Annotated in this window: 18 protein-coding genes; 10 read left to right on the top strand and 8 right to left on the bottom strand. The window is 36.7% G+C overall.

All coding sequences use genetic code 11. The features are described 5' to 3' along the window. Window positions 1–44: 44 nt before the first annotated feature. Window positions 45–689, top strand: coding sequence for a hypothetical protein (locus tag GKZ86_RS00370; RefSeq protein WP_154781164.1), 645 nt, complete (start codon window positions 45–47; stop codon window positions 687–689). 356 nt (window positions 690–1,045) lie between these two features. On the opposite strand, the gene GKZ86_RS00365 is transcribed toward GKZ86_RS00370, so the two are convergent. The 3 genes from GKZ86_RS00365 to GKZ86_RS00355 all read right to left on the bottom strand — a co-directional run bounded on the left by GKZ86_RS00365 (window position 1,046) and on the right by GKZ86_RS00355 (window position 2,462). Then, on the bottom strand, window positions 1,046–1,312 hold the full coding sequence (locus tag GKZ86_RS00365; protein WP_154781163.1) for a hypothetical protein: 267 nt from the start codon (window positions 1,310–1,312) through the stop codon (window positions 1,046–1,048). A 75-nt stretch (window positions 1,313–1,387) separates the two neighbouring features. After that, a complete protein-coding gene (locus tag GKZ86_RS00360) occupies window positions 1,388–1,852 on the bottom strand; it encodes a hypothetical protein (protein WP_154781162.1) in 465 nt (154 codons plus the stop codon). A gap of 157 nt (window positions 1,853–2,009) precedes the next feature. Beyond that, window positions 2,010–2,462, bottom strand: a complete 453-nt coding sequence (locus GKZ86_RS00355) for a response regulator (RefSeq protein WP_154781161.1) — start codon at window positions 2,460–2,462, stop codon at window positions 2,010–2,012. A 330-nt stretch (window positions 2,463–2,792) separates the two neighbouring features. On the opposite strand from GKZ86_RS00355, the gene dinB reads away from it, so the two are divergent. The 4 genes from dinB (at window position 2,793) to GKZ86_RS00335 (ending at window position 8,384) form a co-directional block, all read left to right on the top strand. Further along, window positions 2,793–3,974 carry a DNA polymerase IV gene (gene dinB, locus GKZ86_RS00350; protein WP_154781160.1) on the top strand — a complete coding sequence of 394 codons (1,182 nt, stop codon included), beginning with the start codon at window positions 2,793–2,795 and terminating at the stop codon, window positions 3,972–3,974. Window positions 3,975–3,978: 4 nt separating this feature from the next. Further along, the gene (locus GKZ86_RS00345) at window positions 3,979–7,032 is read left to right on the top strand and encodes a DNA polymerase III subunit alpha (protein ID WP_154781159.1); all 3,054 of its coding nucleotides are present in this window, start codon (window positions 3,979–3,981) and stop codon (window positions 7,030–7,032) included. A 296-nt stretch (window positions 7,033–7,328) separates the two neighbouring features. Next, window positions 7,329–7,955, top strand: a complete 627-nt coding sequence (locus GKZ86_RS00340) for an SOS response-associated peptidase (protein ID WP_154781158.1) — start codon at window positions 7,329–7,331, stop codon at window positions 7,953–7,955. 9 nt (window positions 7,956–7,964) lie between these two features. After that, window positions 7,965–8,384, top strand: a complete 420-nt coding sequence (locus GKZ86_RS00335) for a hypothetical protein (RefSeq protein ID WP_154781157.1) — start codon at window positions 7,965–7,967, stop codon at window positions 8,382–8,384. A 34-nt stretch (window positions 8,385–8,418) separates the two neighbouring features. On the opposite strand, the gene GKZ86_RS00330 is transcribed toward GKZ86_RS00335, so the two are convergent. Both GKZ86_RS00330 and GKZ86_RS00325 read right to left on the bottom strand, forming a co-directional pair. After that, window positions 8,419–8,715 (bottom strand): hypothetical protein, encoded by a 297-nt coding sequence (locus GKZ86_RS00330; protein WP_154781156.1) that lies wholly within the window; start codon window positions 8,713–8,715, stop codon window positions 8,419–8,421. A gap of 1 nt (window position 8,716) precedes the next feature. Then, complete coding sequence (locus GKZ86_RS00325) at window positions 8,717–9,046, bottom strand: hypothetical protein (RefSeq protein ID WP_154781155.1); 330 nt, start codon at window positions 9,044–9,046, stop codon at window positions 8,717–8,719. Window positions 9,047–9,171: 125 nt separating this feature from the next. On the opposite strand from GKZ86_RS00325, the gene GKZ86_RS00320 reads away from it, so the two are divergent. The 3 genes from GKZ86_RS00320 (at window position 9,172) to GKZ86_RS00310 (ending at window position 11,768) form a co-directional block, all read left to right on the top strand. Further along, on the top strand, window positions 9,172–9,597 hold the full coding sequence (locus GKZ86_RS00320; RefSeq protein WP_154781154.1) for a response regulator: 426 nt from the start codon (window positions 9,172–9,174) through the stop codon (window positions 9,595–9,597). 280 nt (window positions 9,598–9,877) lie between these two features. Then, window positions 9,878–11,458, top strand: a complete 1,581-nt coding sequence (locus tag GKZ86_RS00315; protein ID WP_154781153.1) for a MauE/DoxX family redox-associated membrane protein — start codon at window positions 9,878–9,880, stop codon at window positions 11,456–11,458. 25 nt (window positions 11,459–11,483) lie between these two features. Next, the gene (locus GKZ86_RS00310; RefSeq protein WP_154781152.1) at window positions 11,484–11,768 is read left to right on the top strand and encodes a DUF6520 family protein; all 285 of its coding nucleotides are present in this window, start codon (window positions 11,484–11,486) and stop codon (window positions 11,766–11,768) included. 70 nt (window positions 11,769–11,838) lie between these two features. On the opposite strand, the gene GKZ86_RS00305 is transcribed toward GKZ86_RS00310, so the two are convergent. The 3 genes from GKZ86_RS00305 to GKZ86_RS00295 are packed head-to-tail and all read right to left on the bottom strand — an operon-like array spanning window position 11,839 to window position 18,973. Next, complete coding sequence (locus GKZ86_RS00305; RefSeq protein WP_154781151.1) at window positions 11,839–14,496, bottom strand: prolyl oligopeptidase family serine peptidase; 2,658 nt, start codon at window positions 14,494–14,496, stop codon at window positions 11,839–11,841. Between the two features lies 1 nt (window position 14,497). Further along, the gene (locus tag GKZ86_RS00300) at window positions 14,498–15,928 is read right to left on the bottom strand and encodes a RagB/SusD family nutrient uptake outer membrane protein (protein WP_230328231.1); all 1,431 of its coding nucleotides are present in this window, start codon (window positions 15,926–15,928) and stop codon (window positions 14,498–14,500) included. An 18-nt stretch (window positions 15,929–15,946) separates the two neighbouring features. Next, on the bottom strand, window positions 15,947–18,973 hold the full coding sequence (locus GKZ86_RS00295; RefSeq protein WP_154781150.1) for a SusC/RagA family TonB-linked outer membrane protein: 3,027 nt from the start codon (window positions 18,971–18,973) through the stop codon (window positions 15,947–15,949). 580 nt (window positions 18,974–19,553) lie between these two features. On the opposite strand from GKZ86_RS00295, the gene GKZ86_RS00290 reads away from it, so the two are divergent. Both GKZ86_RS00290 and GKZ86_RS00285 read left to right on the top strand, forming a co-directional pair. Beyond that, window positions 19,554–19,811 (top strand): helix-turn-helix domain-containing protein, encoded by a 258-nt coding sequence (locus GKZ86_RS00290; RefSeq protein ID WP_154781149.1) that lies wholly within the window; start codon window positions 19,554–19,556, stop codon window positions 19,809–19,811. 350 nt (window positions 19,812–20,161) lie between these two features. Further along, on the top strand, window positions 20,162–20,752 hold the full coding sequence (locus GKZ86_RS00285; protein ID WP_154781148.1) for a hypothetical protein: 591 nt from the start codon (window positions 20,162–20,164) through the stop codon (window positions 20,750–20,752). The last annotated feature ends 12 nt before the right edge of the window (window positions 20,753–20,764 follow it).

Raw genomic sequence — 20,764 nt, 5'->3', positions numbered from 1 at the left:
TTTGGAACGTTTAGAGTATATATTTACTGTTAAAACATTTAAATATGAAAAGAATAATGTTACTTGTAATCACGCTTTTATTTGCAACAGCTGGACACGCTAAATTTATTAAAGCTGTTTTATTTATGGAAGACGGATCAACAAAAAAAGGTCTTGCCGAAATGGTTGAAAGTGATGATTCTAAGGTCTATTTCAAAAATGATGAAGAAGCAAAAAAAGAAAAAATTGAAAGTGTCAATGTCAAAAAGATTGAATATGAAGATGGAGAAAGTAAAAAGTACATAGCAGAACGCTTATATACCACAACTGCTAATCTTTTAACAGGCAAATTTTCAAGATCTAAGAAAAAACATTGGTTCTACATCGTTTATGATAAAAACGTAAAAATAGGTGGCATTGCCTCGGAAGGTGTCAGTCGACCAAATGCAGGTGGTACAGGTAATGTAGTTACTATTGCCAATACAGCATATTTTTTTGGTAAAAAAAATAGTGAAGAATTAGTATTTGGCTATGCTACCACAGCATCAAATGGTTTCGCAATAGGAACAGATTCATTAATCAGAAAAATGTCAAGAGAAGCTTTTTCAGATTGCCCAAAACTTATTGATGCAATTTCAAAAGAAGATTTTAAATCGGGATCTGTCATGGATCAATTAAAAACTATTTTTGAGAAAATAAACTGCAAGTAAATATTTTATTAATACGGGGTAGTTGCACTTACATGACTGGAAAAATGGAGGAATTAAATGCAATCAATTTATTATAAATAAAAACGTATGTTATGGAAATCCGTAATAATATTTTTGGAAAGTTTAATATATTTGAAGTTATGAATGATAGATATCAAGATATAATCGACCGGGAAAAAGCTCAATTAAATTTAAAATTGGCTAAAATTCAACGTAGCCATAAACGTACTATGTTTACTATCTATACAACTTTTTTAATTGTTTTAATTTGTTTGATTTGTTATTTTTACCCAATTTTTAGATTAAAATCATAGAAGATATTAGCACTCCCATTTTTTTTAGTTTAAGGTTACCTATTACGAGTTACTATTTATGGGACTAAGCAAAGTAATGGTTTCAGTTAAATTATTTAATGATATATAATCTAAAATAAAATCGTCTGCTTCTTTTTTATGTTTGTAAGAAGTGGAAAAAGAATTGATATAAAAATCTTCATTTTCATCTTCAATATGAATAATTTCGGTAAATCCTCTAGTAATTAAACTGCCTTTTAATTTTAACACTTTAAACTCCCTACTTTGGTCTATTTCCTTTTTCACTCGGAGTTTTATCGTTTTATCCATTTTTTTTGTAAAGTTAAAAATTAAAAATTAATATTTAAATAGCTATAATTCATTAACAACTGCTAAGTAATAAAATCAATCAAGAATACCTTCCCCAAATATTTTTTCAACTTGAAATAAATAGCTGTTTAATATGGGGGTTGCTAAAAAAAATCGGCTGACTGGCCCGGCATTTTTATCGATTTTCTGATTGTCAAAAGACCATTCCAGCAATGCTGTATAATCCTGCAGCTGCTTGTTATCCAGTATTTTTCGCAGATTTCTCTCTGTGTTGACAAATGATTTTAACATGGGAAAATCATTATTATTATCTTGTTCATATCTTTCCAGTCCAGATTTTACTTCAAGGAACTCCTTTCTGAATAAACTTAGAACTGCTGGTAAATTATGCGCATAAAAAATATTAGGTATAAGTCCGGTTTTATAATTCGCAAAATGCTCTTCAGATGCTATTGAATTCTCCAGATACTTTTCAAAGGTTTGAATTCTATATACATAATCCACATTAAAAAAATTAGTGTCCTGATAATCAATATTCATATTATAAAGTATTTAAAGTTAAAGGTAGAATTAAATATTGCTAATTTTTTTAAAATTGTAAAATGAGTACATGAGATTGTGTATGCAATCTCAATTTGTACCAAGCTTTATCTTTCATTGTTAGCATTGGTTAATATCTATAAGTGACCAGACCAAGCTAAACGAGAAGAAACTTTCTATTTTCTTCGTTAGTGGCAACCACGTCTATATTCAGTAAATCGTCAAGTAAGGACTTGAGCTCTTCGTAAGAGCTGGGTTTAACAGCGTAAAATGTGGCTCCCATTTCAAATGCCTTATTGATGTTCTCAGGGTCATTGCTCGTGGAAAGCATAATTACATGAACATCTTTTAAATTTTCATGATTTCTTATTTCTGCCAGACATTCCAAGCCGGATTTGCAGGGCATATTGATGTCCAGGAAAATAAATTCAGGAAGATTCGTATGAGAAAGTGTAAACAGGGCATCCATTAAATACATCCCGTCCTGGAACTGTCTAAGTACAGCATCCGGATCAGCCTCCAACAGGGCATCGGCAAAGAAATCCCTGTCATCACTGTCGTCATCGGCCAAATAAATAAATCTCTTTGTACTGTGGTTGTCAAAAGCCATAATCAAAAAATTTATATTAAACGAAAAAAAGAACTTGCAGCAGCAAAATTGTATTTCTAATTTACAACGGAGGTAAATTTGAAACTACAGAAGAAAATCCTATAGTCGAATTAAGGAATGCAAATTTAGTTCTTAATTAGGAAAAAACACATTAAAAAAAAATATTTTTAAAAATTCTAGTTTTGGCTGTTTGGCGCAAATCTCAATATTTACGCACCTTCGACGTATCGGAAAACTATTACTAAACTATTTTGTTAGTAATTATAACAATATATTTTTGAAATATGTTACAATCTGTAATAATTTTGTCATGTATAAAATGAGAAGATTATGGAAAGGTCAGTTGTACATATCGATATGAATACGTTTTTTGTATCCTGCGAAAGGTTAATAAATTCTGGTTTAAACGGCATTCCGCTGATCATCGGCGGAGGTGAAAGAGGTGTAGTTGCCTCATGCTCGTATGAAGCCAGACGTTTTGGCGTAAGATCGGCTATGCCCATTCACATGGCGATGAAACTCTGCCCGCAGGCCAAAATCATGAAAGGCGATATGGAATTGTATTCCAGGCTTTCTCATGACATTACCGAGATCATTCAGGAAAAAGCGCCAGTGGTGGAGAAAGCCAGCATCGATGAATTTTATCTGGACATCACTGGAATGGACAAATTCCACGGCAGCTACAAGTGGACCAGTGAACTTGCGCAGACTGTTACCAAAGAAACAGGACTCCCACTCACCTTTGCCCTGTCCATTAACAAGACTGTTTCCAAAATAGGCACAGGAGAAGGAAAGCAGAAACAGAACCTTGAAATCCCCGAGCATCTGGTGCAGTCCTTTTTAAAACCCTTATCTATTCAGAAAATTCCTATGGTCGGCGAAAAGACTTTTCAACTGCTCTCGCGTATAGGGATTCGCACCATTGGAACACTTTCGGAAATGCCGGCTGAAGCATTAGAGAACATGCTGGGAAAAAACGGTACAGAACTGTGGAAAAAAGCAAACGGCATAGATAACAATCCTGTGGAACCCTACAGGGAGAAAAAGTCGATATCTACTGAGCACACCTTCCTGCAGGATACAATCGATATTGACAGGCTTAAAAGGGTGCTTTTGGGAATGGTGGAAAAACTGGCTTTTCAATTGCGTTCCGAGGAGTGGCTGGCATCGACAGTGACAATAAAAATACGCTACGCCAATTTCGATACGGAAACCAAACAGTGCCGTGTGCAGTACACTTCCGCTGACCATATCCTGACTAAAACCGTGCAGGATCTTTTCGACAAATTGTACCAGCGTAGGATGCGCCTTCGCCTTATAGGGGTTCGGTTCAGCGGACTAGTCCGTGGTACCTACCAGATCGATCTTTTTCAGGATACCGAGGAAATGCTGGCACTCTACCAAGCCATGGACAAAATGAAAAGTCGCTACGGCTTTGACGCTGTAATGCGCTGCGCCGGTGCCTCGTTCAAACCGAACAACAAAAATGAAATCCTAAAACGAAAACCCTAATTCCATGTACCTTAACTGCCACTCCTTTCACTCCTTGCGCTATGGTACTATACCGCTGGACGAGCTCATTCCACAGGCCGTTGCGTGTGGGGTTAAAGCTATGGCGCTCACCGATATCAATACGGTAACAGGAATTTACGATTTTATTAAAAGCTGTGAAGATGCCGGTATAAAATCTCTTGTGGGTATGGAATTTCGCTCAGAGTTTCAGCTGCGCTTCATAGGTCTTGCAAAAAATGCGAGCGGTCTGGCGGAGATGAACCGTTTTTTGACCCGCCATAATTTTGACAAGACCGCCCTTCCTGCTTTTGCCCCGGATTTTACAGATGTAGTTGTAATTTATCCACTGGAAAACACCCCTGATATTTTAAAAGAAAATGAATACATCGGTATTCGCCCAGACCAACTACAGCAATTGATTTTGTCTGGATGGAAAAAAAGACAGGACAAAATGGTCATTCTCCAGCCGGTAACTTTCCGTACTAAAAAGGAATACAATCTACACAGGATACTTAGCGCTATTGACAGAAACATACTTCTCTCCAAATTAGCTCCTGAGGACTGCTGTGCCACTTCTGACAAAATGATCAGTCTGGATTCACTGCTTTCACTCTACAGCGAGTATCCGCTTATTATTGAGAATACCCAAAAGGTTATTGATTCCTGCAATTTTTCGTTTGATTTTAGTACGCCCAAAAATAAAAAATTCTATACATCCGGCAGGAAAAGTGATATGGAATTGCTGAGTTCTTTAGCCGAGCAGGGTTTATCGTGGCGCTATGGCAAAAAAAATATTCAGGCACGCGAGCGCATGCAAAAGGAACTCAAAGTGATTGACGAGTTGGAATTTAGCGGCTATTTCCTGATTACCGCAGATATCATTCGTTTCAGCAACAGTCAGGGATTTCTTCATATCGGCCGTGGAAGTGGTGCCAATAGCATTGTTGCCTATTGTCTTGGTATCACTGATATCTGTCCTTTGGAATTGGATTTGTACTTTGAGCGGTTCTTAAATGTCAACCGTAAAAGCCCTCCTGATTTTGATATCGACTGGAGCTGGAAGGAACGTGATATTATACTTGAATATATCTTCAAACGCTATACCTACGAGCATGTAGCCTTTTGTGGTACTAACGTGGAATTCAAATACCGCTCTATTTTCCGCGAAGTCGGCAAAGTTTTCGGTTTGCCAAAAGAAGAGCTTGACATGCTGGCCAAAAATCCCATGAAATTCCATCAGAGCAACAACATTGTGAAATTTGTCCAGGAATATGGAATGATGCTTGAGAAATATCCCAATCAGCGTAGTATGCACTCCTGCGGGATTATCATTTCCGAAGAACCCATTACCAATTACACTCCTTTGGAAATGCCTCCAAAAGGATTTCCAATTGCCCTTTTTGATATGCACGTAGCCGAGGATATTGGATTTGAAAAATTCGATATCCTAAGCCAGCGTGGTATCGGTCACATTGATGAGAGTGTAAAGATCATCGAGAGAAACAGGGGTATTCGTATCAATATCCGCGATACCACAATTTCCAAAAACGAGGAAACAGCAAATAAGTATTTGGCGGAAGGGAAAACTATCGGCTGCTTTTATATTGAAAGTCCTGCAATGCGAGGACTGCTCAGACGTTTAAAATGTGATAATTATAAAACACTTGTCGCCGCCTCTTCTATCATTCGTCCCGGTGTGGCGCAGTCCGGAATGATGAAGGAATATATTTTCCGCCACAATCATCCCAGCAAGTTTGAATATTTTCATCCCGTATTCGAGCAGCAGTTAGGAGAAACCTATGGAATTATGGTATATCAGGAAGATGTGATCAAAATTGCACTGCACTATGGCGGTCTACCGGCAGCTGACGGGGATATCCTGCGCCGTGCCATGTCCGGTAAAGGAAGGTCTAAATCAGCACTTCAGAAAGTGAAAGACAATTTTTTCGCCTGCTGTGCTGTAAAAGGTCATCCCGTGGCACTCAGCGAGGAAATCTACCGACAGATCGAGTCTTTTGCCGGTTACTCTTTCTGCAAAGCACACTCGGCATCCTATGCTGTTGAGAGTTATCAGAGTCTTTACCTTAAGGTGCATTTTCCCATAGATTTTATGGTAGCAGTAATTAACAATCAGGGTGGCTTTTACCGTCTTGAGATATATGTGCATGAGGCGCGCATGGCTGGCGCAGTGATACACAATCCCTGCGTCAACAAAAGTGTGTTTGAAACTACTTTGTACGGAAATGACGTGTATCTGGGTTTTATGCACCTGATGAGCCTTGATTCCAAAATGGCACAGTTTATTGAAGCCGATCGCGAAAGGAACGGTGAGTTCAAATCATTGGAAGATTTCATAAACCGGATCCCAATGGGAATTGAAAGCGTAAAAATCCTGATTTTTATAGGTGCATTCCGTTTTACGGGAAAAACTAAGAACCAGCTTCTGGTGATCGCAAGCCTGCTGCTTAACAATTTTAAACCTGAAAATAGAGGACTTTTGCTTTTGCAGGAACCAGTGAAGGAGTATAAACTACCGACGCTGGAAAGATCAGTTTTTGAAGATGCTTTTGATGAGATTGAACTGCTCAGTTTTCCGATTTCCTGCACTGTATTTGATCTGCTGCAAACCAAGCACAGAGGTGATATAAAAGTAAGGGATCTTGTTAATTGCCATAAAAAACAGGTTCGTATGCTGGCTTATCTTATTTCAACCAAACAGGTACCAACCAAAAGAGGCAATATGTATTTTGGAACCTGGATAGACAATGAAGGTGCTTACTTTGATACTGCACATTTCCCGGACAGTCTTGCCGTACACCCGTTTCAGGGAGGCGGCTGTTACCTGCTGCTTGGAACAGTCGAGATTGATTATCATTTCCCCACTATTACGGTTCATAAAATGGCAAAAATGCCGTTTATGCCTGATCCGCGTTACATGGATACAAATAACCAGTTTAAAACACAGCAGCTAATAAAAGAAGATGTCAGCAGTACGGATCGGCAACCATATCCACAGGAACATGAAATCAACCTCCCGCGTCATCGAATGAAATTTTAGTTTTTTATTTATGTAAAGTCCTAATTATGAACTAAATTTGATATAAAGCGAAAAATATAAAGGTGAAAATCAGCGTATAAATTAGCAATCTGTTGCTGTTTTTCCGGCGTAGATTATTTTTCCTTTCCGTATTTTTCCTAACGAGGCTTTCAATATGCCTTACGTCAAATTGGTACTGGCTCATTTTAAATAATTTTAATGCCAAATTTATGACAGGACATTTGAGCAAAGGGCCTTTAAAAGGTTTAGCATTATTAAAATAAGGTATTTTTTAAACTTTAACGGACATAAAAATTATGTGTTACTATACCCAGCAGTCAGCAGCTATTGAAAATGTAAAACGACGTTTTAATGCTGAAGTGGATAATGAAGAAACTTATCTTCAATCTGATTTTATAAATGGATTTTCCCATCCTAATATCCCTGTAATCCTTAATTCATCGCCGCATTTAATTACAACGGACTATACATGGGGACTGCTTCCGGCATGGGCAAAAGATATCGAATTTAGAAAAAATACCCTCAATGCGAGGATTGAATCCATCGACGAAAAAGCATCTTTTAAAAATATAACGCACAACCGCTGTCTCATAATAGCATCTGCCTATTATGAATGGCATTGGAATGATGAAAAAGGAAAGAGCAAAGACAAATATCAGATCAACTCGCAAGATGATGAAATTTTCACCTTCGCAGGATTATATTCTCATTGGACCGATCCAGTTTCAGAAGAAATCAAAAAAACCTACACCATGGTTACAACAAAAGCCAATGATACTATGCGATATATTCACAACCATAAGATGCGAATGCCAATTATGCTCAAAAGCCAGGATGAATCTGCCTGGCTGGACCATTCGGTAAAAATAACAGATTTTGCCTTTCCTTATGAAGGGAACCTAATAGCATTTCCCTCATTGTAAAATTTCAGTATGGACTTATTTAAAAATGTTTCAGTCGAAGATTTTAACTCGCGTTTTTTCATTGAACTTAATGCTGTAACGGAATTTGTGCAATACAACAGCCCCAGTGATTTTTTTGATCCAGAACAAGAATACGGCGTACATATAATGAGATGCCAGAAGAATGAACTGAATTTTATACGCAGTACGATGAAAGCCAATATGTATGCCCATGGAATTACTTTAACGCAGGAGGAATTCACGGCGATTTTCCAATCGAAAAGGGAAGAAATCATCCGATCCAGACCAAGTGGAATTGACCAGTATATTGAAAGAATTAATGTTACTTACATAGATCCTCCAGCTAGTGAATGCAGACAAAAATACGTCATGCATCTTTGGTTTTGCAAGCTTTGGAAGCTATTGAAATCATTTTTTAAAACAGGCTGATATTTTATCAGTTCTACTCTATACAATATATGCTTTAATTTTCATCCTTACCCAGATTCGTATATTTTTCATACATTTTATCAAATGTCGGTCTCATAAAGTTCATAAAGGCATCCAGTTCGGCCTGACTTTTAAAATCTACACCATTACTGTCAAGTATAGAATTCATTTTTGCATTTATGGCTTTCACAAAAAGATCAAATTTCTCCAGTAACTCATACTTTGCTTTTAGCCGCGCAGCTCTCGCCGTTTCTTCGATTGCCAGCTCCGCTTCAGAAATGAGTGTTTCAATTTCCTGTGTAAAAAGTTCTTTTATTTTCTCTTTCTCCATCTTATAAATAAATTGTAATGTCTTTTAAGTCAGCTCTGATCTCCGGATTACATTCCTTCAACAGCGTTAGCGCAAATTGGTCAACCTCCGTTTCGCTCATCGATTCATATGCAATGCTTTGTTCAGAATCAAAATGCATATCAATATACGTAATTTCTTTGCTTACTGCTTCCATGTCCTCGCTGACTACGTCACAATGATTATCGATCTCCACACCAAAATACTCCACCTGGGTTAATCCCCGATTAATTAAATTGGTGACAAAATTAATTGTGAGTATCTCCGGTATGGCAACCTTCGCTGTGGATAAAACAAGAGTATGTGCTTCCATATGATGTGGTATTTTTATTCAACACTCTAAATTACAAATAATTATAATAATCTCCGTAAAAAATTGATTCAAAACTGGCTACAGGTTTTGGCTCTTCGGCATTAATTGTGTTACATTTATTATCTATGAGAAAAAATGGTGAAATAATAATAATTGAAGATGATGAGGACGACAAAATGTTCCTTCAGGACATATTTGACAGTCTGGATTTTCCAAATAAGATAAAATTTATTGCTGATCCTACCCAGGCAATACCATATTTATCAAATCCTGAAGTGCTTCCTTTTATTATAATCTCGGACATTAATATGCCAAAAATCGATGGCTTTGAGTTGCGGGAACAGATTCTTGCCAATGAGGAAATTAGGAAAAAATGCTTGCCTTATATTTTTTTGTCCACATCAAAGAATCCGGAAAACGTACTAAAGGCATATGAATGCCAAATTCAGGGCTATTTTAAAAAACAGGAAAGTTTCCTGGAATACAAAACAATGATCAATAATTTAATCGAGTATTGGCGCGAAAGTCTAACTCCTTTAACTTCTTTTTAGTTTCATTTAAAAAAGGTTTTATTCTAATATTTTAAAAACTTTAATGGTTGGCCGATGCCAGCCATTTTTTTTGTTTAATGTGTTGTATACAGTAAAATGGATCGTTTTTTGTAAATTTTGGATCGTTTTTGATAACAATGCTTAAGGTAAACCGAGGTAATTTAGCCTTATTAATAATTCAAAGATATAGTGATACCCATTTGAGGGAAATAGATTGGATCTGGTACTATCGATGCCAATTGATTGAGTCAATTATATCTGTAATTCAAACGGGAAGAACATGAAATTATCTGAACCTTATAAAAGAATTATAGTTGAAACAATCTGTTTTCTTTATATCCTGCTATTTGTGTATGCGGCAGTAAGTAAATTACTTGACTTTGAGAACTTTCGTGTACAGTTGGGACAATCTCCTTTGTTAAGTGCTTTTGCAGGATCGATTGCATGGCTGGTGCCAATATTAGAATTGCTTATCTCCTTGCTGCTTGTTCTAAAAGGATGCAGATTAATTGGCCTATTTGCCGCCTTTAGTATGATGATAATGTTTACGGCATATATCTATATAATTTTAAATTACAGTTCTTTTGTTCCGTGCTCTTGTGGAGGAATTCTTGAAAAGTTAGGATGGAGGGAGCATCTTATTTTTAATTTAGTTTTCATAATGCTGGCTGCGGCAGGTATACTGATACTGGCCGGGATGGTGTCAAAACCGCATCTTATTTCAAAACCTGCCGTACTTGTCAGTGCTTTTGCGCTATCTGTTTTGATTAGTTTTGGTATAGTTGGAGTGCTGTTTAAGTTATCGGAAGATATCATAGACCATCGGAATAATTTTGTGCGTCGTTTTCCCGGTCGTGCCGTAAAATTGAATGAAATTGATCTAAAGGTTAATTCTTATTATTTTGCAGGCTCGACGGACGACAAAATATATTTAGGTAATCAAACAGCCCCTCTTCTAGTTATTGCTCTGGATACAGTTTTACAAAAAGTAAGTGAATTTAAGATTCAACTTAATCGTACTGATTTTCAATTCCAGTCTACTCAGCTTCGAATTTCACCTCCTGATTTTTATCTCATAGACGGTTCTGTTCCTGTAGTGTATAAAGGTTTAGTTAAAGATTGGAAGGCTGCTATAAAATGGAACGGAACTCCAACTTTTTCTCACTATGAGCTTATTGATTCGCTCACTTTAGTATTTCGCTCTAACAGCAATACAAACGGTGAAAGCATTTTAGGATCTCTGCACTTTGGAAATGAACCCAAAGTACATTTAAATCCAAATCTATTACAAAAACAGATTGATGGAATTTTTGACGTAGATGGCGTACTTCATTATGACAAATCGCTTCAGAAAATGGTATACACTTACCTGTATCGTAATGAGTTTATTGTAGCAGATCATGAGCTTAATCTTAGCTATCGTGGAAAAACAATTGATACCATTAGTAAAGCCCAGATTAAAGTTGTTGAGGTTACAAGCAGAAAAGAACGGAAACTGGCGGCACCTCCTTTAATAGTCAATAAAGCAAGCGCTGTTTGTAAAAATTTATTGTTTGTGAATTCCGTATTGCCCGGGAAATATGAACCTGCTGAAATGTGGAAAGAAGCCAGTGTTATTGACATTTATGATGTTAACACCAATTCTTATAAGGGCAGCTTCTATATCTACCATATCAAAAATGAAAAGCTCAAGAACTTTTCTGTACTTGATGATAATTTTTACGGTTTTATTGGCAAATATTTAGTCCATTACAAATTAAGCAAGGGACTTATAAATTCATATCAAAACAAAAAAATAGAATTCAAGCATAAAGATAAACTGCAGTTTCAGGGAAAAGATCGAAAACCTGTAATAGAGTAGATCGCTAACATTTAAATTTTAAATCATGAAAACAAAATTTGCAAAACAGGTTTTACCTGTTGCCGTATTCGTTCTTGCGATAGCAGGAGCTTTTACAACCAATGCCATGACCGAGCGCTCTAAAACCGCGGCGCCAATTCAAGGTTATCTTAAATTGAATGAACAGGGAAATTCTTGTGAACAACAAGATGACGAATGTTCAACAGTTAACAATGGAGTCGTTTGTACAGTCGATTTAAATCCGTCTGGTGCTCAATTATTCGGCAAAAATTCAGCTGGGGATTGTGTACGCACTATCTACCATCCATAGTTATCTTCCTAGTAGGAAAGGCAATGCAGTTCCAAAAGGAACTGCATTGTTTTTTAAAGAGGTTGTTTTTTTAAAACCATTCGGGTTTTTTAATTCCTTTTAAGTAATAGTCGAACCATTCCTGTATCCGCTCAGTGAGGTCTTTTTGATATTTTTTGTTCATTAACACATGATCCTCTCCGGGATAAAGCAACATGGTATTTATTTTACCAAGACGCCTGAGTGCTAAATGAAATTCAATAGTCTGATAATAATGCACCTGTGCATCGTGTTCGCCTGCCCATGATAACAGCGGCGTATTTACTTTGTCAGCATGATAAATAGGAGAATTTCTCAGATACCCCTGATAATTTTCATATAAAGATTTCCCTAATCTCAGTTGCCCGAATTCATAATGCCAAAAATTAGGTTTTTCAAACCCCCATGTGATCCACAAATAACTGCTGACATAATCGTTAATTGCTGCACCAGCTACTGCTGCTGCAAACATATTGCTTTGGGTGATGATAAAATCCGTTTCAAATCCGCCGTAGGAATGACCTGTAATACCTATGCGGGTGCTGTCAATAGCTTCACTGGCGATGATTTTTTTGCTAGCAGAGACCACGCAATCTACAGCTGATTGCCCCGGATTTCCAATTTCATAAACAATATCAGGTAAAAAAACAAAGTATCCGTTTGAAGTAAAATTTGTAATATTAAATCCTGTGGGGTTGTTCAGCGACGGATTTACATATTTGTATAATTCCTTAGACTGCCTTTCGTATACATGTACAACCATAGGATATTTTGTATCAGTGCGATAATTGGCAGGAAAGAATAGAACACCATTTAAAGCGGTGCCTTTGGAATTAGCGTAGCTGATCAGTTTGGAATGTCCCCAATGGTATTTGAAATGCTGTGGATTGCTTTGAAAAAGTATTTTTTCTTTTGAATTGGAATTTTCTTTAATGATTAATCTGGGCGGTAAATCATAATTTTCTTCCCTGTAAACATAACTGCCATTCTTTGATGATGGCATAAATTGACTGGTGTGCATATTTTTGTCAAGCAAAGGCTGTAAACCGTTTCTCTTATCCCAAAAACAATAACCTGTATGATCTATTGCTTCGGTTTTGATTAGTAACCTTTCGTTTGTCCCAAATAATCCTTTATAATTACCGTCGTAATTCATTTTTTTAGACTGCTCTTTTGATTGGGAAACTATTCGATAGGTTGTTTTATTTTCACGTCCTTTGGTCAATCGAAGTGCACTTGTTCCATCGATCGCAATACTCCAGATATCATACTTGTCATATACAAAAAGTGTTTTACTTTCTTGTATCCATCCCGGATTTCCGAAAGGACTTGCTTCTTCGGGCCAGTCAGTTCCTTCATCTGAAAAATACACACCGAGATCTTTGGTAAGGTTTTTATGTACGCCACTCTCTATATCATATACCCACCAATTTTTGTCTTTAAAATAGGCAAGCTGTTTTCCATATATGGAAACAGTAGTTCCAGTTTCACCGCCTAATTGATTTTGTAGCAATAATTCCCGCTTGTCGGTTTGCAGATCCAATATATAAATATCCAACGGTGCTTCTCGGTTTGTTTGTGGTTCATAATGCTGTGGATTGTAGAGAAACGCATATTTTTGTTCTCCGCTTAACATCATTTTCGGGAATTCATTATCCGTAATGCGATTAAACCTATTCTCTAAGGGCCACCATACCGCTACTTTTGCAATTCTGTCCCAACCTTCATTTTGCACTTTGGCAGTATATAGAAACTTATCCTGTGTGTTCCAAATTTGCGTTTGTGCGGTATCAATAGGAGTAAGCGGCTTTTGTAAACCAAAAAATATTCTTTTCCCATCCTCAGAAATGCTAAGATTTGCAAAAGAGGAGGAGATAATTTTCATATCTACGGGAAAATTATTTTGTGTTACCGGATTGAAAGTATATAATTTACGGTCTGCTATGGTATAGTATCTGACATTGGTGTGCGTTGTTTTTACTTTATTATCCAAAGGCCGCTCCAAAAACGCCAATGAATTTCCGTTCTTTTGCCAGACCAAATCAGAAAATGCAAAGTCAGTACTTGTACCGGCAATGGTAGTGACGATGTTATCACGCAAATTTAGCAGGGCGATTGTTGTAATATTGTCAACTTTTGTGCTGTATGCTAGTGCATCAGCTTGTGCATTATACCAATAACTGTCAACATTATATGTAATAAGAGATTTACCATTAGCTACGTTTTTTAGTTCTAATTGTTTTTTTCCGGCATTTGTTTTCTTCAAGATTATTACATTTCTGCGGTCTGCGCCTAAATCGTATCGCAGTGTTCCTTGTATAATTTCCTGTTTAGAAGTCAGTAAGTTAACAATTTTCAGCTCTTCCTTTGAGCTCATCATTAAAAACCAGTTCTCTGCGAGAAATTCACCTTTACTGGCACCGGGGAAACTATAGGTCTTTGTTCCTTTATTGTTTTTAACAAACAAAGTATCTATGCCATTTTGATAATGAAGATTAAAACTTACCCATTTTCCATTTTCAGAAAGTTTATCAATGTTGAGATATGCCCATAATGAATAATCATTGGCAGTAAGTACTTTTTTAGAATTGTTTTGACTTAATCCGGTAAATGACACGAAAAATAGAACCAGAATTAAAAAGAAGGTTTTTATTTTGTATCCGAATGCAACGCAATTATTTATACCATATTTTTTGTGATGGAATTTCATTTTAATTACCGGGGTTTGGTGGATTTAGATTGGGATTGAGTACGAGTTCCGACTCCGGTAACGGTAGTATTCTATCTGTTGGATTCCATCCTGCTTTGACGGGAGCTAGCGCCACGTCCAAAAGATTTGCTCTTTTTAAATCAAAAAAACGACTTCCCAGTTCCGTAAAAAACTCTACTCGTCGCTCTTGCAGGATAGCATTAAGGATATCTTCTTTGCTTGTAGCAGTTGTACCTAAAAGTCCTGCTGTAGTTCTGATTTTATCCAAATCGTCCTTTGCTCCTGTAAGATCTCCCTGCTCAGCACGCGCTTCAGCACGAATCAGGTATTGCTCTGCCAAACGAAATACAATGGAATATTCTAAAGAACTTGGAGACTTTGATTTTTGTTTGTATTTATTGACGTGATACCATTTCTCTGTACCTTTAGTGATTGTTTTGACCCAACGAAGTTTACGCTGATCTCCCATCTCAAATGAATTTATGAGCTGGGCACTTAAAGCAGTAAGTGATGGTGGTCCGGCGTTGAATATAAATGTTTCTCCCTCCTGAGTGTTTTGTCCACTGGTGCGTGGGATAAACTGCCAAATTGTTGTGCTGCTTGCTTTCAGAAATATGGCATCCAGATTGGTCTCCCAAGCATAAGTCTGTGTATTATTAATGAGGTATGAAGCAGCATTGGAAGCTTCTGCCCATTTTTTGTTATAAAGGTACACTCGCGCCAGCAGTGCCATTGCTACCGATTTATTGGGACGTATGCGGTCGCTGGAAATATAGGCATCTGGTAAGAAGGACACCGCCAGTTCCAAATCACTGATAATATGGGAATACAACTCGGCAGAGGGCATTCTGTATGCTACTTTATTTTGCTGATAATTGGTGGTGATAATATAAGGGACATCACCGTACAGATTTTGAAGATAGAAATGCATTAATGATCGTACAAATAATGCTTCTCCGGTCAACTGTTTTACATCCGCTTCATTCAGTGCGGTCGAAGCGCTTACTCCCTCGATAATAGCATTGGCCGCATAAATCTGATTGTAACTGGTGCTCCACCAATTAAAAACTTCTGCATTGGATGGCAGGACTGCATTGTTATAAAAATCACGGGTTTTACCGGTAATACTTCCATAATACACCAGTTCATCTGTGTAGTTGCCCATTTGATTGGACAAACCTGAAAGATTACCACTAAGAATACCGGAATCCCTCATTTTTGCATATATGCTTGCCATAGCAGCATTTGCGGTAGCTTTATCTTCAAAAACGGCACTGGCAGTAAGTTGGGAAGTAGGAACATCAACTTCGACAAAACTATCACAGCCATGCGCGGGAAACATGCAGAGTACGAGTAATCCAATAAGAAACTTATGGTTTACTGTTTCGATTCTATGCTGTTGCATAAATCGAAATACTAATTTTTTTTTCATGATTTTTGAATTATAATTTTAAAAAGTGAGCTGGAGTCCAGTAGTAAATACCTTTAATGGCGGAAGGTTCATACTAAATCTGGACTCTGGATCAGCACCTTTGAATGACGTAATTGTTAAGAGATTTTGCCCCTGAAATACCAATCGGCATTTTACTCCTTTGAGCCACTGCTCGGGAATAGTGTACGATAGGGACAAATTTTTGAGACGGACATACGAAGCGTCTGTTATCACGGCATCGCTTTGATAATATTTATTAAATGCATCTGATGCCTGACTATTTAACCCTGTAGAATATTTTTGATACGTTGCATTATCTCCGGGATTTTGCCAATGGTCGATTACTGCAGTCGGTTGATTTCTCATACTGCCGGGTAATCCTGTTCGGTAAGCACCGTTATAATTTAATTGGTTGACAAACTGGAACAAAAAATCAAATTGCCAATTTTGGTAAGTAATCGTATTCTGAAAACCTCCAAAATATTTGGGATTCAAATCTCGTATAGATTGTTTATCTTCTACCGTTGTAATTGTACCATCGGCATTGTAATCTTCAAATTGGTAGATGCCAGTTTGTGGATTTATTCCGGTGTAATGGTATACTTTTTTAATATTTAAAGGCTCTCCAATTACAAATTGGTTCTTGTAGGTGGATTCTTTGAGATTAGGAAAAGACAATAGTTTATTTCGGGCAATAGTTAAATTAAAACTGCTGGACCAGTTAAAGGATTGCCTTTGAAAATTGACTGTTCTAAGAGTGAGTTCGATTCCTTTGTTTTGTACGGTAGCATCTAAGTTTGACTGTATAGAATTGAATCCGGTTGATGAAGGAAGCGGAATCCCAACGAGTTGATTGGATGAACGATTACTGTACCAGCCGGCAGTTATAAAAATTCGGTCTTTAAAAAATCCTGTTTCTAATGCCAGTTCTAGTTTTTTATTTATTTCCCAGCCAAAATTTGGGTTGAACAAGCGTGTGGGTTGCAGGCCGATAACACCGCCATAATTATTTCCTGAAGATCCATAGGTGTCTAAAAATTGGTAATCTCCAATCTGGTCGTTTCCAGTTGTTCCATAACTTATCCTTAACTTTCCAAAACTTAAGAAATCAAGATTATTTTTTACAAAAGGTTCATTTGAAAATAGCCACGCACTTCCTATGGCTCCAAAGTTGGCAAATTGTTTGCCGGGACCAAATCTGCTTGAACCATCCCTGCGTCCGGTTAGATTAAGGATGTAACGTTCGTTCCATGAAAAATTGGCTCGCCCGAAAAAGGCTTGGTATTTATAGATAGACTGACTATGTGTGTCATTAAACACGGAAAAAGCAGAAGATAGATTATAAATCAGACTATTGCTGCTGAATCCAATGGCTTCCTGTACAAGCTGGTCTGAATTTTGCTGTTGATAGGTAGCACCTACGAGTATTTCCGTTTTTCCTTTGCCTATTTTTTTTGACCACGATAATTGCGGTTCAATAATCCATGATTTTCGTGACGTGTTATTGACATCGATAAATGAAGATTCGCTTCCTATTTCAGCGGCAGGGTCATACATAGTAGACGGTTGAGTGCGGCTATCGTCAAATCGTGTATCGGTAAATCCAAAACTTGTTTTAGCAATTAAGTTGGGCAAGATTGCATAGGATAATAAACCATTGACAAAAAGGTCATTACTTGTTGACTTATATTTTCCTTCAAGATTACCCAGGGGATTATTCCATGTACTGTTCTCCCAGTTCAAATTTCCCTCAGCGGTATACAATGCCGGAGCATTAGGGGCAAGGAGAATGGCCTGCTGTGTGACATCAACTCCCGGTTGGTAGTTTTTTTGTACAGTATAGCCCATTGAAAAATTGATATTGAATTTTTTATTCTGGGACTCATGATTCAGGTTTGCGAGCAAATTACCTTTTTTGTAATCATAGTCACCGGGAAACACTGTCGTTTCTTTATGGAAATTACCGCTCACAAGAAATTGTGTCCCTGAAGCACCACCTGTTAAGGATGCCTGCACATCATTGATCTCGGAAGTTCCACCAATGAATACTTTCTGCCAATTGGTATAGCGGTTCTGATCCCAAGTTCCATTTACATCATAGTCTGTTGGTCCATATGGTATACCATCGTTGGTGAAAGCTTCTCTGCGCATTTGTAGGTATTGCTGAGTATTCATTAAATCCATCAGTCGGGTTACTTTTCCAAGTCCTCCTGAGACATTTGCGGTAAAGCGAGTTTTGCCTTCTTTTCCTTTTTTTGTGGTGATAAGCACTACTCCGTTAGCACCTCTTGAACCATAGATAGCTGTTGCATCTGCATCTTTAAGTACTTCTATACTATCTATATCACTGGGGTTAATACTATTTAAGGGGCTGGTAGGTCCCGGAAGTACAACTCCGGTGAGATCTGAACCTACTGCATCAGAAGAGTAAGGTACGCCATCGATTATATATAGAGGTCTGTTTCCATCAGTACGTAAACTATTTTGTCCCCGGATTTGGATATCGAAAGCGCCACCGGCTACACCTGTATTTTGGGTTATATTCACACCAGCCATTCGTCCCTGCATCGTAGCAAGTACGTTGGTCACCGGCTGTTTTTCGATATCCTTCGAACTGATTTTTGAAATACTTCCGGTGCGCTGGCTTTCTTTTACGGAGTAATATCCCGCATTTATTTTTACTTCCTGAAGAGATGTAGCATCTTCCTGCATTTGGACATTGATTACTGAACGTCGGGCAACAGAAATTTCTATAGTTTTAAATCCGATGTAATTAAAAATTAAAATATCAGCAGGTGATGCTGTTATGGTAAATTTACCATCGAAGTCTGTGACCGTGCTGTTCTTTTGCGCTTTTACTGAGATACTGACCCCGGCAAGGGGAAGAGTACCATCGGTCACAATACCTGTGACCTGTGTTTGTTGTTGTAAAGCGGAAAACCGCAAAGTATTTCGCGCTAAGGTTGGTGTGCAAAAGAGGTAGAACCCGAAAATAAAGGGGTACCAAAGTGCCGCCAACCCTTTGTTCAATGAAAAAGTTTTCATAATTTTGGGTTAGTTAATTTGAAACGAAAGTTTTGTTAATTCAGCTCTCTAAACTTGTTTGATCGCCAGTTAGAGGGCTTTTTTTAGCTTTATAAAGCTTGATAATTTTGCCTTTTTAAAAGCCTGCAAACTGTGCAATGAACTAATTCAAATAAAGATTAAGACAGTGCAGGCAGTAAAAAGAGCTTTAATCTTTAATTCATAAGCATATAGGTTTGGTTAGACAATATCTAAATGCGACGATATAAAAATGAGGAAACAGTGCTAAGAATGTAAGAGGAGTTTGCATATAAAAAAGGCATGGAACTCAGCTTACTGCACTAGAGGTATTGGCCATACCTTACCACAAATAAGTGAGCCCACGCCTATGACGTGAGCATCATACTTATTGTCTCGTGGTATTATGAAAAGGCCAATTTTCTAGTACGAGATTCAAAGCGAATGCTTCTATTTTTTTATGAGAAGAATCGCAAATATAAATATTAATAGACAAATATAACAAAAAATTATTTAAGTAGTATTTAAATGCTACAATTTTTGTTCTGAAATAATTGAAATTTCTTATCTTAATTATGATAGGATGGAAAAGGAACAAAATTCAAAATTTTTGATTTTATTTGGCAAACAATTACATAAATTTCGAACAGATAAAAAACTTAGCTATAGAAAGTTAGCGCAAATGTGTAATGTTGATCACAGTCAAATTAGTAAGACGGAAAAAGGTCAAAAGAGCATACAGTTAAAAACTATATTCGATCTTGCTACCGCATTGAATGTGCATCCAAAAGATTTTTTTGATTTTGACTTCGAGTTAAAAAATGAAGATGTACATAAATAAAACAGACGTCCGTTGATCGGAATATTTACAAAAAATTCTCTTTAAATCTTCTTTAACTAATATTCTATCTTTAATTGTATATAAAATATACGGTTAAAATATACATATCATTTTCTCACTACTCTTATTATAATAACTTATTCTATCGTCTATATGCCTTTAGAAGGTTATTTAATATTTCATATCTTATATTTACAGATGACCATACAAATCTAATACACATTGTAACTAAGTTATGATCCAGAAAAAAACAACGTTAAGAATGGATTGATTTTCTATGAAAATTAGAAATTGGGGCATAATACAAAATAAGATTTATACACTTAATTTATAAAAAAAAAAATAGTAAAATGAACTTGTCAGATATAATAAGTTGGTTACCAATGGTGGTAACAGGAGCTGCAATTCCAATTATAACAACATTTTTTAATAATAAATCCCTAACTAAAAGAGATATTATGAAATATGAAAATGACAGGAAAATTGCAACAGAAGAAAGAGAGTTTGAACAATCTGTAAACTATAAAGAGAATTTAATAAAAACTGTTGGTGAGATATATCAATTATTAAGTTACTTCGAGCACAATATTTCATCAACTAAAAGTTTAATTGAATCTACAAAAAAATTAACCCCGGATGAGTGGGATACTAAATACGAAAATGAATTAGAAAAACTGATTCAATTGAAAAGTATCGTTATTGCAAGGCTTCCTGATTATTATGACAGTATAATAATTATTTCAAATCTACATAATGTTTTTTGGGGATATCAAAGAACACTGCTGATGACAGATCCGAAAGAAAATATGGAAGGGTATAGATCACTAACTGAGATTCTAATTGAAACACAGAACAAAGCGCGTAAAGAAATTGAATATATAATACTTCGACTAAGAAAATACGCAGAAAATGTTAATGAAGAATATGAATTGAATATGTAGATTCTTTGCTTT

The organism is Flavobacterium sp. LC2016-13, assembly GCF_009707955.1.
Taxonomy (GTDB): domain Bacteria; phylum Bacteroidota; class Bacteroidia; order Flavobacteriales; family Flavobacteriaceae; genus Flavobacterium.
Note: the sequence above shows the minus strand (reverse complement) of the source record. Positions and strands in the feature narration are given on the sequence as shown.

Coding starts and splice junctions, on each gene's coding strand:
- GKZ86_RS00370 (WP_154781164.1), top strand. CDS start 45: ATGAAAAGAATAATGTTACTTGTAATCACGCTTTTATTTGCAACAGCT.
- GKZ86_RS00365 (WP_154781163.1), bottom strand. CDS start 1,312: ATGGATAAAACGATAAAACTCCGAGTGAAAAAGGAAATAGACCAAAGT.
- GKZ86_RS00360 (WP_154781162.1), bottom strand. CDS start 1,852: ATGAATATTGATTATCAGGACACTAATTTTTTTAATGTGGATTATGTA.
- GKZ86_RS00355 (WP_154781161.1), bottom strand. CDS start 2,462: ATGGCTTTTGACAACCACAGTACAAAGAGATTTATTTATTTGGCCGAT.
- dinB (WP_154781160.1), top strand. CDS start 2,793: ATGGAAAGGTCAGTTGTACATATCGATATGAATACGTTTTTTGTATCC.
- GKZ86_RS00345 (WP_154781159.1), top strand. CDS start 3,979: ATGTACCTTAACTGCCACTCCTTTCACTCCTTGCGCTATGGTACTATA.
- GKZ86_RS00340 (WP_154781158.1), top strand. CDS start 7,329: ATGTGTTACTATACCCAGCAGTCAGCAGCTATTGAAAATGTAAAACGA.
- GKZ86_RS00335 (WP_154781157.1), top strand. CDS start 7,965: ATGGACTTATTTAAAAATGTTTCAGTCGAAGATTTTAACTCGCGTTTT.
- GKZ86_RS00330 (WP_154781156.1), bottom strand. CDS start 8,715: ATGGAGAAAGAGAAAATAAAAGAACTTTTTACACAGGAAATTGAAACA.
- GKZ86_RS00325 (WP_154781155.1), bottom strand. CDS start 9,046: ATGGAAGCACATACTCTTGTTTTATCCACAGCGAAGGTTGCCATACCG.
- GKZ86_RS00320 (WP_154781154.1), top strand. CDS start 9,172: ATGAGAAAAAATGGTGAAATAATAATAATTGAAGATGATGAGGACGAC.
- GKZ86_RS00315 (WP_154781153.1), top strand. CDS start 9,878: ATGAAATTATCTGAACCTTATAAAAGAATTATAGTTGAAACAATCTGT.
- GKZ86_RS00310 (WP_154781152.1), top strand. CDS start 11,484: ATGAAAACAAAATTTGCAAAACAGGTTTTACCTGTTGCCGTATTCGTT.
- GKZ86_RS00305 (WP_154781151.1), bottom strand. CDS start 14,496: ATGAAATTCCATCACAAAAAATATGGTATAAATAATTGCGTTGCATTC.
- GKZ86_RS00300 (WP_230328231.1), bottom strand. CDS start 15,928: ATGAAAAAAAAATTAGTATTTCGATTTATGCAACAGCATAGAATCGAA.
- GKZ86_RS00295 (WP_154781150.1), bottom strand. CDS start 18,973: ATGAAAACTTTTTCATTGAACAAAGGGTTGGCGGCACTTTGGTACCCC.
- GKZ86_RS00290 (WP_154781149.1), top strand. CDS start 19,554: ATGGAAAAGGAACAAAATTCAAAATTTTTGATTTTATTTGGCAAACAA.
- GKZ86_RS00285 (WP_154781148.1), top strand. CDS start 20,162: ATGAACTTGTCAGATATAATAAGTTGGTTACCAATGGTGGTAACAGGA.